The sequence below is a fragment of the Bosea sp. 124 genome, from assembly GCF_003046175.1.
Taxonomy (GTDB): Bacteria; Pseudomonadota; Alphaproteobacteria; order Rhizobiales; family Beijerinckiaceae; genus Allobosea.
Map to the genome: position 1 here is coordinate 3,911,651 of NZ_PZZM01000001.1, position 14,368 is coordinate 3,926,018.

The window sequence follows — 14,368 nt, forward strand, 5'->3', positions numbered from 1 at the left end:
ACAACGCCGCATCCGACTCTCCGGAGCGAATTGCGGCAGCTTAAGCTGGCTTCACGATGCCGGCGAACGCTTCAGATCACGCGACCTTCAGCTCGACCGGGATGTTGCCCCTCGTCGCGTTCGAATACGGGCAGACGATATGGGCCTTCTGGACGAGGTCCTCGACGACGGCCTTGTCGACGCCCGGCACCGAAATCGTCAGCGTGACCTCGAGACCGAAGCCGCCGCCATCGTCGCGCGGGCCGATGCCGACATCGGCGCTGACCTTCGCGTCATCGGGGATCTTCACCTTCTCCTTGCCGGCGACGAATTTCAGCGCGCCGAGGAAGCAGGCGGAATATCCCATCGAGAAGAGCTGTTCCGGATTGGTGCCGTCGCCACCGCCGCCGCCGAGTTCCTTCGGGGTGTTCAGTACGACCGCGATGTTGCCCGTGTCGGTCGCGGCCTTGCCTTCGCGGCCGCCGGTGGCGGAGCCGTGTGCAGTGTAGAGGATCTTCATCGGAGAACTCCTTCGCTGGGGGGCACACTCGGCGTCCCGTGCCGCGGATCGTCGCGGTGTTGCGGATGCCTCATGCATGAACTTGCGGAAGCGATTTAGATCGTGCACAATTGAATTGTCAACGATCAAAATTCGCCCGATCACGTGGAGTTGATTGCGTCATCGGGCGGGTTCTGGTCTTCGGTTCGGCAGGGCGGCCCAGCTGCGGGCGGCGACCGGCTGCAGAATCTGGTGGATAGGGAAGCGATGACGGCGAAGAAGGTTCCCGAACGACGCTCGCCCCGGCTGGAGGAGCAGCTCTGCTTTGCGGTCTACCAGACGGGGCATGCCTTCACCCGGCTGTACCGCTCGATCCTGGCCGATCTTGGTCTGACCTATCCGCAATATCTCGTCATGCTCGTGCTGTGGGAGCGCGACGGACTCTCTGTGAAGGCGCTCGGCGAGCGGCTGGCGCTGGATTCCGGTACGCTGACGCCGCTGCTCAAGCGTCTCGAGGCGTCGGGCCTGATCCGCCGCGCGCGCAGCCGCGAGGATGAGCGGCAGGTTCTGCTGCATCTGACGGAGGCCGGAGAGGCGCTGCGGGAGAAGGGCGGCTGCGTTCCCGAGGCGATGGGACGGGCGATCGGCGCGGCCGTCAATCCCGACCGGCGGCTGCTGTCGGATCTCGAGGCGCTGCGCGACGCCTTGCTAAAGGCTGCGGGCCAGGGTTGATCCCGAAAAAATCTCACACCGGCATGGCCCGAGCGAGGCGTCGCGAGGGCGCCAGCCGGTCTCGCCCGCGGCAAATCCCGCGCGGTTACGGATACTTAACCTTAACGGGCTGTGATGCCGGGACGCTCCCGCGGGCATGCCTCCGCATGCCTGATTCCATTGACGCCCATAAACACCCATGCTATCCCAAATCATCCCGTCGAAACCGGCAGGCGACAGTCAGATCAGGGTCCGTGTGCCGCGCGGATTTCGGTCGACGCTCTCGCTTTGCCTGCTTCGACGGGAGGCTTCGGCCCCGCCTGTTTCGCGGCCGGGCCTGTGGCTGGAAAGCAGGCCGGGAGGCGGCGTTGACGGACCGCTTCGTCTCGAATTTCACCAACCGGCTGGACGCGAAGGGGCGTGTCTCGATTCCGTCGAGCTTTCGCGCCGTGCTGGCAAAGGATGGCTACGAGGGGCTCTACGTCCATCCGGCGCTCGATCTCGCCGCCTTCGACGCTGGCGGCTATGCGCTTCGCCGGACCATCGACGAGATTCTGGCGCGCTTCTCGCCCTTCTCGGAGGAGTGGGAGTCGCTGTCGACGGCGCTGAACGGCACCTCCGAGGTGCTGAGGGTCGATCCGGAGGGGCGCATCATGCTGAGCGAGGCGCTGAAGGCGCATGTCGGGATCACGGACACGGTGACCTTCGTCGGGCATGGCCACAAATTCCAGATCTGGGAGCCCCAGCAGTTCCAGGCGCATCTCGAAGCGGCGAAGTCGAAGCTGCGCGACGTGAAGCGCGCGCTCGGAGCGCAGTCGCTGGCGCCGGCGGGGGCCGGGACATGAAGGGCCGTGGCAAGCGCGAGGACGGCGCCATCGGCGAGGTGGCGAATGCCGCGGCGCATGTTCCAGTGCTTCTGGCGGAGGTGCTGGCCGCGCTCGCTCCGAAGCCGGGTGGGCGCTATCTCGACGGCACCTTCGGCGCAGGCGGCTATGCGCGCGCCATTCTCGATGCGGCGCCCGGCGCCACGCTTCTGGCGCTCGACCGCGATCCAACCGCGATCGCCGGGGGCGCCGACCTCGTGGCGGCGATGGCCGGGCGGCTGACGCTGTCGCAGGCGCGTTTCGGCGAACTCGCCGAGGAGGCCGAGCGTTTCCGGATGGTGCCGCTCGATGGCGTCGTGCTCGACATCGGCGTCTCGTCCATGCAGATCGATCAGGCGGAGCGCGGTTTTTCGTTCCGCTTCGACGGACCGCTCGACATGCGGATGGCGCGCGCGGGCCGCAGTGCCGCCGACCTCGTCAACGAAGCGGAGGAGGGGCTGCTCGCCAACATCTTCTATCATTACGGCGAGGAGCGCCGCTCGCGCGCCGTGGCCCGCGCCGTCGTCGAGGCAAGGCGCAAGGCGCCGCTGACGACGACGAAGCAACTGGCCGAACTCGTCGCCAGCATCGTCTGGGCCGAGCCCGGCGGGGCGCATCCGGCGACGCGCGTCTTCCAGGCGCTGCGCATCGCGGTCAATGACGAACTCGGCGAGCTGGTGGCGGCGCTGCACGCCGCCGAAGCGGTCCTGGCTCCAGGCGGGCGGCTCGTCGTCGTGACCTTCCATTCCCTGGAAGACCGCATCGTCAAGCAGTTCCTGGCCGAGCGTTCGGGGCGGGCCCCGGCCGGCTCGCGCCATGCGCCGGTCGTTGCCGTGGCGCAGCCGACCTTCAGCCTCGTCAATCGCGGGCCGGTCGCCGCCTCCGAGGCCGAGATGCGGAGCAATTCGCGCGCGCGCTCGGCGAAGCTCAGGGCCGCAGAGCGCAATGCCGCGCCGGCACGGCCGGCCGAGCCCGATCTCGTCGCGCTCGCCGGCATCCCCGAGCCCCAGCCCCGCCGGAGGACCTGAGCATGATCAAGCTGCTTCATGTCGTCGCCATCGGCGCGCTCGTCTCCTCGGCGCTCTATGCCTACACGATCAAATACGAGACCACGCTCGAGGCCGAGCAGCTCCAGAAAGTCCGGATGAAGACCCATCGCGAGCGCGACGCCATCGCCGTGCTCAAGGCCGAATGGCAGTATCTCAACCGGCCCGACCGGCTGCAGATGCTGGCCGACCGCCATCTCGACCTGCAGCCCTTCTCGGTGACGCAGGTGGTCCGCATCGCCGACATCCCCAATCGCGGGCCCAAGGTCGATGCCATCGGCCGCAAGCTCGAGGATCTCGGCCTCGGGCTTCCGACCGAGACCCCCAAGGATCGCAAGGCGAGCGCGACCACGCCGGGAGGCCGCCCATGAACGCGGAGACGACAGAGGCCGGCCGGACGGACGGCGAAGCGAAGCCGGCCCGCCGCTTCTCCATGCTGCGCGACGTCTTCCGCATGAGCGGCGAGAAGAGCCAGCCGCGCGTCGGCCTGGTGATTCTCGGCTTTTCGGCGCTGTTCCTGGCCATCACCGGGCGGCTCGTCATGCTGGCGACGCTGCCCAACGAGCAGGTCGGCCTGCGCCGGGCCACCTCCAACGCGATCTCGGCGGCCAGGCCCGATATCGTCGACCGCAACGGCGACGTGCTCGCGACCGACATCCGCACCGTCTCGGTCTTCGCCGAGCCGCGCAAGATCCTCGACAAGGACGAGGCGACGGAACTGCTCACTGCCGTCCTGCCCGAGCTCGACGCCAAGGACCTGCGCGACAAACTCGGCACCAAGAAGGGCTTCGTCTGGGTCAAGCGCGAGATCACGCCGCGCCAGCAGGCCGAGGTGCATCGCCTCGGCATCCCCGGCGTCGGTTTCGTGCCCGAGAACAAGCGCGTCTATCCCAACGGCACGGCCGCCGCCCATGTGCTCGGCTTCGCCAATGTCGACAATGTCGGTATCGCCGGCATCGAGAAATACATCGACTCGCAGGGCCTGCAGGACCTGAACGGCGCAGGGCTGGCGACCGAGGCCTCGGACCTGAAGCCGATGGCGCTGTCGATCGACCTGCGCGTCCAGCATGCGCTGCGCGACGAATTGTCCAAGGGCATGGAAAAGTACAAGGCGATCGCGGCGGCGGGCGCGATCATGGACGTGAATACCGGCGAGATGATCGCGCTGGTGTCGCTGCCCGATTTCGACCCGGGCAACCCGGTCGACGCGCTCGAGAAGGATCGCATCAACCGGATGAGTGTCGGCGTCTACGAGATGGGCTCGACCTTCAAGGCGCTGACCATCGCGATGGCGCTGGATTCCGGCAAGGCGAACATCAATTCGAGCTATTCGACCGCCGGCGGGATGATGCGTTTCGGCCGGCAGGTGATCAAGGAATACCATGGTACGGGTCGCACCCTGACGGTGCCGGAGGTGTTCCTGCACTCGTCGAACATGGGCTCGATCAAGATGGCGCTGTCGGTCGGCGTCGAGGGCCACAAGGCCTTCCTGCGCAAGATGATGCAGCTCGACCGGATGACGACGGAGTTGCCCGAAAGTGCGGCGCCGATCGTGCCGGGGCGCTGGGGCGAGATCAACACCGCGACGATCGCCTTCGGCCACGGCCTCGCGGTGGCGCCGATCCAGGCGATGGCTGCGGTCGGAGCCCTCGTCAACGGCGGCACGCTGATCACGCCGACCTTCCTGAAGCGAACGGAAGAAGAGGCGAGGAAGACAGGCATCCGGGTGATCAAGCCCGAGACCTCAGAGGCGATGCGCTTCATCATGCGCCTCAACGGCGAGAAGGGCTCCGCCCGCAAGGCCGATGTCGCGGGCTATTTCGTCGGCGGCAAGACCGGCACGGCCGAGAAGGTCATCAACGGCCGCTACGCCAAGAACAGGAACTTCACGACCTTCACGGCGATCGCACCCTCCGACAAGCCGAAATACCTGTTCCTGGCGATCTATGACGAGCCCAAGGGCTATGCCGAGAGCGGCGGCTATTCGACGGCCGCCTGGAATGCCGGCATCACCACGGGCAAGGTGATCGAGCGCACGGCCCCGATCCTCGGCCTGCCGCCGCGCTTCGAGCCGCCGGTCGCGCCGTTCCCGCTGATGGCGCGGCTCGGAGCATGGGGCACGCGCTGAGGCTTGCCGCCAGTCCGCCGGCACGATAGCGAGCGACGATGACACAGCCCCTGAGCCTCGGCCGCCTGTTTCCAGGGGCCTTTGCATCCGACGCGGGCCGCGCGGTCTCCGGCGTCGCCTTCGACAGCCGCAAGGTCCTGCCCGGCCAGGTCTTCGTCGCGCTCGCCGGCGCGAAGGCGGATGGCGGGCGCTTCATCGCGGACGCTGTCGCGAAGGGCGCTGTCGCCGTCGTCTCGAGCCAGCCGCGCCCGGTCGACCTCGATGGTGGCGTCGCCTTCGCGCAGGTCGATGATCCGCGCCTCGCCTTGTCGCTGGCGGCCGCGCAGGTCCATCCGCGCCAGCCCGGCACGATCGTCGCCGTCACCGGGACCAGCGGCAAATCCTCGGTCGCCGATTTCACCCGCCAGATCTACCAGACGCTCGGCCACGAGGCGGCAAGCGTCGGTACGATCGGCGTCGTCACGGCCAAGGGCGCTGATTACGGCTCGTTGACGACCCCGGATCCGCTCTCGCTGCACGCCTCGCTCGACAAGCTGGCCGGGGAGGGCGTGACGCATCTGGCGATGGAAGCCTCCTCGCATGGTCTCGACCAGCGCCGGCTCGACGGCGTCAGGCTGAAGGCCGGCGCCTTCCTCAATCTCGGGCGCGACCATCTCGACTATCATTCGACCGTGGCGGACTATCTCGCGGCCAAGATGCGGCTGTGGGCATTGCTGCCCGGCGGTGCGCCGGTCGTGATCAACCGCGACGAACCCTATGCCGAAGAGGCCGCGCAGGCGGCGACGGCGGCCGGGCATCCACTGATCGGCATCGGCCGCAAGGGCGAGACCATCCGGCTGGTCGAGAGCGTGCGCGAAGGCTTCGCGCAGCGGCTGACACTCGCCCTCGACGGGCGCGAGCTCGTCGTCTCGCTGCCGCTGGTCGGCGATTTCATGGCGGGCAATGCGCTCGTCGCTGCCGCGCTCGCCATCGCGACGGGAGACGATCCGCAGGCCGCTCTGCGGGCTATCTCGGGGCTGACCGGGGTGGCCGGGCGGCTGGAGCGTGTCGGCGAGGCGAAGGGCGGGCTCGTCGTGGTCGACTACGCCCACAAGCCCGATGCGCTGGACGCCGTGCTCTCGACGCTGCGGGGCTATGCCTCCGGTCGTCTGATCTGCGTCTTCGGCTGTGGTGGTGACCGCGACACCGGCAAGCGCCCGCTGATGGGTGCGATCGCCGCCGAAAAAGCCGACATCGCCATCGTCACCGACGACAATCCGCGCAGCGAGGAGCCGGCCGCGATCCGGGCGCAGGTGATGGCCGCATCGCCGAAACTGCGCGAGATCGGCGACCGGGCCGAGGCGATCAGGGCGGCGGTCGCCATGCTTGCGGCCGGCGATGTTCTGGTCGTGGCCGGGAAAGGCCATGAAACCGGCCAGATCATCGGCGACCGGACCTATCCCTTTTCCGACCAGGACGTGGTGCGGACGGCAATTGCGGAGATCGCAGGATGAGCGCGCCCCTGTGGAGCGGAGACGAACTGGTCGCGGCCATGGGCGCACGCGCCGAGGGCCCGGTTCCCGCAGCCGTCACCGGCATCTCGATCGACACCCGCACGCTGGAGCGGGGCGACGCCTTCTTCGCGATCACCGGCGAGGCGCGCGACGGGCATGATTTCGTCACTGCAGCGCTTGAGAAGGGGGCGGCGCTCGTCGTCGTCGACGAGGCGCATGCGGCGCAGTTCACCGGCAAGGGGGCGCTCGCCATCGTGCCGGACGTGCTCAAGGCGATGGAGCGCGCCGGCAGCGCGCGCCGCGCCGAGCTGAAAGCCGGAGTCGTCGCCGTGACCGGCTCCGTCGGCAAGACCGGCACCAAGGAGGCGTTGCGGCTCGTGCTGTCGCGGCAGGGCAAGACCCATGCGCCTGTCGCCTCCTACAACAACCATTGGGGCGTGCCGCTGACTTTATGTCGAACGCCCAGAGACGTTGCCTATGCGGTCTACGAGATCGGGATGAGCAATCCCGGCGAGATCCTGCCGCTGGCGCGGCTGGTGCGCCCGCAGGTCGCGATCATCACGACGATCCAGCCGGTGCATCTCGCCGCCTTCGAATCCCTCGAAGGCATCGCCGAGGAAAAGGCCGGCGTGTTCTGGGAGCTGGAGCCGGGCGGCACGGCGATCGTCAATGCCGACATCCCACAGGCCGAACTGCTGGAGAGGATCGCCAAGGCTGGGCCGGCAGGCCAGGTGATCCGCTTCGGCGAGAGCCCGGATGCCGATGTCAGGCTGGTCTCCTGCGCGCTGAGATCGGACATCTCGACGGTGGATGCGGTGGTGATGGGCCAGCCCGTGACCTACCGGCTGGGCAGCCCGGGCAAGCATATCGTCCTGAATTCGTTGGCCGTGCTCGGCGCGGTGAAGGCGCTGGGAGCCGATCTCGCGCTGGCGGCGCTGGCGCTGGGTGATCTGCGGCCACCGGCCGGGCGCGGCGCGCAGCAGAGGCTCGAAGGGCCGGGTGGCCCCTTCACCCTGATCGACGAGAGCTATAACGGCAACCCGGCCTCGGTGCGGGCCGCAATCGAGAATCTCGGCCGCATCCCGGTCGCTGGCCGCGGCCGACGGATCGCGGTCCTCGGCGACATGCTGGAGCTCGGGCCGACGGGGCCGGACCTGCACAAGGGGCTGGCTGAGCCGATCATCGCCAACCGGGTCGATGCGGTCTTCGCCTGCGGGCCGCTGATGCGCGGACTCTATGACAGCTTGCCTTCGACCCTCAGAGGGGCTTATGCCGCGCAGGCGAGCGGGCTGGAGCCTCTCGTGCTGGACGCGATCCGTGGCAGCGACGTCGTCATGGTCAAGGGCTCGCTGGGCTCGCGCATGGGGCCGATCGTCAAGGCGGTCGTGGCGCGCTTTCCGGCCCTGCCGGCCGAAGATTAAAACAAGAGACCGAAACGCAGATGCTCGTCTGGCTCGCCGATTTCTCCGGCTCGTTCCCGATCCTGAACGTCTTCCGGTACATCACATTCCGCGCCGGCGGTGCCACTGCAACCGCTCTGCTCGTGGTGTTCTTCTTCGGTCCTGCGGCGATCTCCTGGCTCCGCCTCAAGCAGGGCAAGGGCCAGCCGATCCGCACGGACGGCCCCGAATCCCATCTGGCCAAGCGCGGCACCCCGACCATGGGCGGGCTGATGATCCTCGGCGGCCTGCTGGTGGCAACGCTGCTCTGGGGCAATCTGCGCAACCCCTATGTCTGGGTCGTGCTCGGGGTCACGGTCAGCTATGGCGCGATCGGCTTCTACGACGATTTCCTGAAGGTCACGAAGCAGTCTCACAAGGGCTTCTCCGGCAAGGCGCGCCTCGGCCTGGAGATGGTGATCGCGCTCGTCGCCTGCTGGATCGTGATGCAGCTTGGCCCGCCGGGCATCGCATCGGGCTTCGCCATGCCGTTCCTGAAGGAGCTGGTGATTCCGCTCGGCATCTTCTTCCCCGTCGTGACGGCCTTCGTGGTTGTCGGCGCAGGCAATGCGGTCAACCTGACCGACGGGCTCGACGGGCTCGCCATCGTGCCCGTGATGATCGCGGCGGCGACCTTCGGCTTCATCTCCTACCTGACCGGCAACGCGATCTTCGCCAATTACCTCCAGATTCACCATGTGCCCGGCGCCGGCGAACTCTCCGTGGTTTGCGGCGCGGTGATCGGCGCCGGCATCGGCTTCCTCTGGTTCAATGCGCCGCCGGCCCAGATCTTCATGGGCGATACCGGCTCGCTGGGCTTGGGCGGCCTGCTCGGCGTCGTCGCTGTCGCGACCAAGCATGAGATCGTGCTCGCCATCGTCGGCGGGCTCTTCGTCATCGAGGCGCTTTCGGTGATCATCCAGGTCTTCGTCTACAAGCGCACCGGCAAGCGCGTCTTCCTGATGGCGCCGATCCACCACCATTTCGAGAAGCTGGGCTGGACCGAGCCACAGGTGGTGATTCGGTTCTGGATCATCTCGGTGGTACTGGCGCTGGTCGGCCTGTCGACGCTGAAGCTGCGCTGATCATGACGCCGATCGGGGTTTTCGCCGGCCGCAAGGTCGCATTGTTCGGGCTCGGTGGCTCGGGGCTTGTTACGGCGCGCGCGCTGATCGCGGGCGGGGCCGATGTCTCTGCCTTCGACGACAATCCGGTCAGCCGCGACAAGGCGGCAGGCGAAGGCATCTCTATCGTCGATCTAGCGCAGGCCGACTGGTCCGGTTTTGCTGCGCTGGTGCTGGCGCCGGGCGTGCCGCTGACGCATCCCGTGCCGCACTGGACTGTCGAGAAGGCCAAGGCCGCCGGCATCGAGATCATCGGCGATATCGAGCTGTTCTTCCGCGAACGGTCGAAGGTCGCTCCGGCCGCGCCGGTCGTCTGCATCACCGGGACCAACGGCAAGTCGACGACGACGGCGCTGATCGCGCATGTGCTGCGCTCCGCCGGGCGCGACGTGCAGATGGGCGGCAATATCGGCACCGCCGTGCTGGCGCTCGAGCCGCCGGCCGATGGGCGCATCCATGTCATCGAATGTTCGAGCTACCAGATCGATCTCGCGCCCTCGATGGCGCCGACCATCGGCATCCAGATGAACCTGACGCCGGATCATCTCGACCGGCACGGGACTTTCGAGAACTACGGCGCGATCAAGGAGCGGCTCGTCGCCAACGCCGACATCGCCGTGATCGGCGTCGATGACGAGGCTTCCAAGCAGATGGCACGGCGGCGTGCTGCTTCGGGGCGCAAGCTGGTGAAGATCAGCGGCGAGCAGCCGCTGGATGACGGCGTCTTCGCCGGTATCACCGCCAATGCGGGCACGCTCGAGACGCGGATCGTCCAGGTGCTGGACGGCAAGCCGCGCATCGTCGCCAACCTCGCCGGCATCGGCAGCTTGCGCGGCTCTCACAACGCGCAGAACGCGGCTGCGGCCTTCGCTGCCTGTTTCGCGCTGCGCCTGTCGGCGGAGGAGATCGCCGCGGGCTTCAAGAGCTATCCGGGCCTGGCGCACCGGATGGAGGAGATTGGCCGGGTCGGCCGCGTCGTCTTCATCAACGATTCGAAGGCGACGAATGCGGATTCGACCGAGAAGGCGCTGACCTCCTTTCGGGAGATCTTCTGGATCTTGGGCGGCAAGGCGAAAGAGGGCGGCATCGAGAGCCTGACGCGCTATTTCCCGAACATCGCCAAGGCCTATCTGATCGGCGCGGCGAGCGATCTCTTCGCCGCCACCTTCGACGATGACGGGCGCGTCGCTTACGAACGCAGCGGCACGCTCGACGTCGCGGTCGCACATGCGGCGCGCGATGCGCTGGCCAATAGCGGAGACAAGGTTGGCGGTGCTGGCGAGATCGCGGTGCTGCTCTCGCCGGCCTGCGCCTCCTTCGACCAGTTCCCGAATTTCGAGGTCCGCGGCGATGCGTTCCGGGCGCTGGTGAAGGCGCTGCCGGGGTTCGAGGCGTTCGGCGCAGGGTAGGGGACCGCGATCGGCCGCGAGCGTTCTTGCTACGCTCTCGCGGCCATCCGCTGTCGAACGGGCGCTCGCCCGACGCACAGGACATGGCCAGGGCGACCCGACGGCTCGGTGCGCCGATCGCGTGAGGACCAATGATGAGCACCGCCCCGAATTTCGACGAACAGATCGACCGCCGCGGCACCCATTCGGCCAAATGGGACATGATGGAAGCGAATTACGGCGTGCCGGCTTCCAACGGCATCGCAATGTGGGTGGCCGACATGGATTTCCGGCCTCCCGCCTGTGTTCAGGCCGCGCTCGACGGCATGGTGGGCCATGGCCTCTACGGCTATTTCGGCGATGTACGTGCCAATCACGACGCCATTCGCTGGTGGATGAAGCACCGCCACGGATGGGAGGTCGCGTCCGAGGCGATCTTCACGACGAACGGCCTGGTCAACGGCACGGCGCTGTGCGTCGATGCCTATACCAAGCCTGGCGACGGCGTCGTCCTGATGACGCCGGTCTATCACGCCTTCGCCCGCGTGATCGCCGCTGCCGGCCGGCGGGTGGTCGAGTGTCCGATTGCGATCGAGGATGGCCGCTATGTTCCCGACATCGCCGGCTGGGACGCGCTGATGACGGGCAGCGAACGGATGCTGATCCTGTGCTCGCCTCATAATCCGGGCGGACGCGTCTGGACGCGCGAGGAGCTGCGCGGCATCGCGGCGTTCTGCACCCGCCACGACCTCATCCTCGTCTCGGACGAGATTCACCACGATCTCGTCATGCCGGGGCACAGGCACACGGTCATGCCGCTCGCGGCGCCGGAGATCCTCGACCGGCTGGTGATGATGACCGCGACGACCAAGACCTTCAACATCGCCGGCTGCCATGTCGGCAACGTCATCATTCCCGACAAGGCGCTGCGGGCGCCGTTCCAGGCCAGCATCAATGCCCGGGGTGTCTCGCCGAACGCCTTCGGCATGGTCATGGCGACGGCCGCCTACAGCCCGGAAGGCGCGGCCTGGGTCGATGCCCTGGTCAGCTATCTCGACGGGAACCGCCGGCTCTTCGAGGAGGGGCTCGGCACGATTCCCGGGCTGCGCCCGATGGCGCTGGAAGCGACCTATCTCGCCTGGATCGATTTCGCCGGGACAGGCATGGAACCGGCCGAATTCACCGCGCGGGTCGAAAAGCAGGCACTGATCGCGGCCAATCACGGCCCGAGCTTCGGCACCGGGGGCGGCTCGTTCCTGCGTTTCAACCTCGCGACCCCGCGTGCGGTCATCGCCGAATCCGTGGCGCGTCTGAAGCAGGCCTTCGGTGATCTGCAGTAGCGATCGCAGCGTTCGGAATCATTCCGTTAACACTTCATTGACAGAGTGATTCGGAACAAGCGGCGCCCGATCTGCGCCGCTGCCTGCTCTGGAGCCCCGTCATGGTCTCGCGCGCCGAACCCTCTCTCAGCGGCCGCTGGTGGTGGTCGATCGACCGCGTCATCCTCAGCGGCCTCGTGGCGCTGATGGTGTCGGGCGTCGTCCTGCTGATGGCGGGCGGCCCACCGGTGGCGGAGCGGCTCGGCCTCTCGACCTTCCATTTCGTCAACCGGCAGGCGGCCTATCTCGTCATCGCGATGACGATCTTCATCAGCGTCTCCTTCATGACGCCGCGCCAGGTCCGCCGGGCGGCCCTGCTGATCTTCACCGTCTCGCTCGCCATGGTGGTGGCGACGCTCTATCTCGGCGTCGAGGTCAAGGGCGCGAGGCGCTGGTTGACGCTCGGGCCGCTCGGCTCGGTGCAGCCCTCCGAATTCCTCAAGCCCGCCTTCGTCGTGCTCGCCGCCTGGGCCTTCGCCGAAGGCACGCGCCGGCCCGATCTTCCGGGCACGATCATGGCGTTCCTGCTGCTGCCGGCGACGATCGCGCCGCTGGTGCTGCAGCCCGATTTCGGCCAGACCATGCTGGTCACGCTGGTCTGGGCCGGCCTGTTCTTCGTCGCCGGCCTGCACTGGTTCTGGGTGCTGGGCCTGGGCGGAGCGGGTGCCTTCGGCATCCTGATCGCCTACCAGCTCGTGCCGCATGTGCGCGCCCGCATCGAGCGCTTCATGGACAAGGGCTCGGGCGACACTTTCCAGATCGACACCGCGCTGGAGAGCTTCGCGCAGGGCGGCTGGCTCGGGAAAGGCCCGGGGGAGGGCACGGTCAAGCGCATCCTGCCGGACGCGCATACCGACTTCATCTTCGCCGTCACGGCGGAGGAGTTCGGCATCGTCGTCTGCATCCTGCTGGTCATGCTGTTTGCGTTGATCGTGCTGCGTTCGCTTGTCGTCGCACAGAAGGCCGAGGACCCTTTCATCCGGCTCGCGGTCACGGGCCTGGCCCTGCTCTTCGGCATCCAGGCCGCGATCAACATGATGGTGAACCTGCACATGATGCCGGCCAAGGGCATGACGCTGCCCTTCATCTCCTATGGCGGCTCGTCCTTGATCTCGCTCGCCATCGGCACCGGCTTCCTGCTCGCCCTGACACGCAAGCGGCCGCGCGCCGTCGATTTCGGCCGATTCAGGAACTGACGCCATGGGAAAGGCCAAGCTCGTCATTCTCGCGGCCGGGGGCACGGGCGGCCATCTGTTTCCCGCCGAGGCGCTGAGCCATGTCCTGCGTGCGCAGGGCATCCGGGTCGTGTTGATGACGGATCCGCGCGGGGCCGAGTTCGCGGGCGACTTTCCCGCCGACGCGGTCATCCCCGTGCCCTCGGCGACGCCGTCAGGCCGGTCGCTGTCGGGGAAGGTCCGCGTGGCGCTCGACATCGCAAAGGGCGTGCTGGCGGCGCGGCGAGCGGTCAAGGAGATCAGGCCGGCGGTGCTGGTAGGCTTCGGCGGGTATCCGACGGTTCCGCCGGTGCTCGGTGCGGCGCTCGGCGGCGCCAAGACATTGATACACGAGCAGAACGCCGTCGTCGGACGGGCGAATCGATTCCTGTCCCGCTGGGTCGATGCGATCGGGACCGGCTTCTCCGAGGTCGGCGGCCTCTCGGCGTCGGCCACGGCGAAATGCCGCCATGTCGGCAATCCGGTCCGGCCGGCGGTGGTTTCCGCCGTCTCGCCCTATGGCCGGCCGGAGGAGGGGACCTTCAACCTGCTCGTGTTCGGCGGCAGCCAGGGCGCGCGCGTCATGGCGGACATCGTGCCGCCGGCGATCCAGCTCCTGGCGCCGGAGGAACGGGCCCGGCTCTTCATCACGCAGCAGGCACGGAGCGAGGATTTCGACCGGGTCAGCGGAATTTTCGCGCAGCTCGGCGTCAACTCCGAGATCGCGCCGTTCTTCAAGGACCTGCCGGCGCGGATGGCGCAGGCGCATCTCGTCATCGGCCGCTCCGGTGCCTCGACCGTCGCGGAGCTGACGGTGATCGGCCGGCCCTCGATCCTGGTGCCGCTGCCGGGCGCGCTCGACCAGGACCAGGCCGCCAACGCGGCCTTCCTGGATGACGCCGGCAGCGCGATCCGCATCCTCCAGCCGGAGTTTACGCCGCGCCGGCTCGCAACCGAACTCTCAGCGCTGCTCAAACAGCCTGCGCACTTGACGGTCATGGCCGAGAAAGCCAAGAGCGCCGGAATTCCGGACGCCGCCGACCGACTCGCCCGCCTCGTCATCGACGTGGCCGGCTTCTAAGACACATCTGAGGATACCCGAATC

Annotated in this window: 13 protein-coding genes; 12 read left to right on the forward strand and 1 reads right to left on the reverse strand. The window is 67.7% G+C overall.

What is annotated here, in order from left to right; genetic code table 11:
- Positions 1-76 precede the first annotated feature (76 nt).
- A complete protein-coding gene (locus C8D03_RS18580) occupies positions 77-499 on the reverse strand; it encodes an organic hydroperoxide resistance protein (RefSeq protein WP_108048535.1) in 423 nt (140 codons plus the stop codon).
- Between the two features lie 246 nt (positions 500-745).
- Between C8D03_RS18580 and C8D03_RS18585 the strand changes: the two genes are divergently transcribed.
- The 12 genes from C8D03_RS18585 (at position 746) to murG (ending at position 14,344) form a co-directional block, all read left to right on the forward strand.
- Positions 746-1,210 (forward strand): MarR family winged helix-turn-helix transcriptional regulator, encoded by a 465-nt coding sequence (locus tag C8D03_RS18585; protein WP_108048537.1) that lies wholly within the window; start codon positions 746-748, stop codon positions 1,208-1,210.
- A 347-nt stretch (positions 1,211-1,557) separates the two neighbouring features.
- Positions 1,558-2,034, forward strand: a complete 477-nt coding sequence (locus tag C8D03_RS18590; protein ID WP_248308526.1) for a division/cell wall cluster transcriptional repressor MraZ — start codon at positions 1,558-1,560, stop codon at positions 2,032-2,034.
- The gene (gene rsmH / locus C8D03_RS18595; protein ID WP_108048541.1) at positions 2,031-3,080 is read left to right on the forward strand and encodes a 16S rRNA (cytosine(1402)-N(4))-methyltransferase RsmH; all 1,050 of its coding nucleotides are present in this window, start codon (positions 2,031-2,033) and stop codon (positions 3,078-3,080) included. The genes C8D03_RS18590 and rsmH overlap by 4 nt, the downstream gene beginning before the upstream one ends.
- Before the next feature lie 2 nt (positions 3,081-3,082).
- On the forward strand, positions 3,083-3,469 hold the full coding sequence (ftsL, locus tag C8D03_RS18600; protein ID WP_108048543.1) for a cell division protein FtsL: 387 nt from the start codon (positions 3,083-3,085) through the stop codon (positions 3,467-3,469).
- Positions 3,466-5,226, forward strand: coding sequence for a peptidoglycan D,D-transpeptidase FtsI family protein (locus C8D03_RS18605; RefSeq protein ID WP_108048545.1), 1,761 nt, complete (start codon positions 3,466-3,468; stop codon positions 5,224-5,226). Before ftsL ends, C8D03_RS18605 begins: the two co-directional genes overlap by 4 nt.
- Before the next feature lie 38 nt (positions 5,227-5,264).
- Complete coding sequence (locus tag C8D03_RS18610) at positions 5,265-6,719, forward strand: UDP-N-acetylmuramoyl-L-alanyl-D-glutamate--2,6-diaminopimelate ligase (RefSeq protein ID WP_108048547.1); 1,455 nt, start codon at positions 5,265-5,267, stop codon at positions 6,717-6,719.
- Complete coding sequence (locus tag C8D03_RS18615) at positions 6,716-8,140, forward strand: UDP-N-acetylmuramoylalanyl-D-glutamyl-2,6-diaminopimelate--D-alanyl-D-alanine ligase (RefSeq protein ID WP_108048549.1); 1,425 nt, start codon at positions 6,716-6,718, stop codon at positions 8,138-8,140. Before C8D03_RS18610 ends, C8D03_RS18615 begins: the two co-directional genes overlap by 4 nt.
- 20 nt (positions 8,141-8,160) lie before the next feature.
- Positions 8,161-9,243, forward strand: a complete 1,083-nt coding sequence (gene mraY, locus C8D03_RS18620; RefSeq protein WP_108048552.1) for a phospho-N-acetylmuramoyl-pentapeptide-transferase — start codon at positions 8,161-8,163, stop codon at positions 9,241-9,243.
- A 2-nt stretch (positions 9,244-9,245) separates the two neighbouring features.
- The gene (murD, locus tag C8D03_RS18625) at positions 9,246-10,691 is read left to right on the forward strand and encodes a UDP-N-acetylmuramoyl-L-alanine--D-glutamate ligase (RefSeq protein ID WP_108048554.1); all 1,446 of its coding nucleotides are present in this window, start codon (positions 9,246-9,248) and stop codon (positions 10,689-10,691) included.
- A gap of 134 nt (positions 10,692-10,825) precedes the next feature.
- On the forward strand, positions 10,826-12,010 hold the full coding sequence (locus C8D03_RS18630; RefSeq protein ID WP_108051819.1) for a MalY/PatB family protein: 1,185 nt from the start codon (positions 10,826-10,828) through the stop codon (positions 12,008-12,010).
- Between the two features lie 101 nt (positions 12,011-12,111).
- Entirely contained in the window at positions 12,112-13,245 is a 1,134-nt protein-coding gene (locus C8D03_RS18635) for an FtsW/RodA/SpoVE family cell cycle protein (protein ID WP_108048556.1), read from the forward strand.
- A 4-nt stretch (positions 13,246-13,249) separates the two neighbouring features.
- Entirely contained in the window at positions 13,250-14,344 is a 1,095-nt protein-coding gene (gene murG, locus C8D03_RS18640) for an undecaprenyldiphospho-muramoylpentapeptide beta-N-acetylglucosaminyltransferase (RefSeq protein ID WP_108048558.1), read from the forward strand.
- The last annotated feature ends 24 nt before the right edge of the window (positions 14,345-14,368 follow it).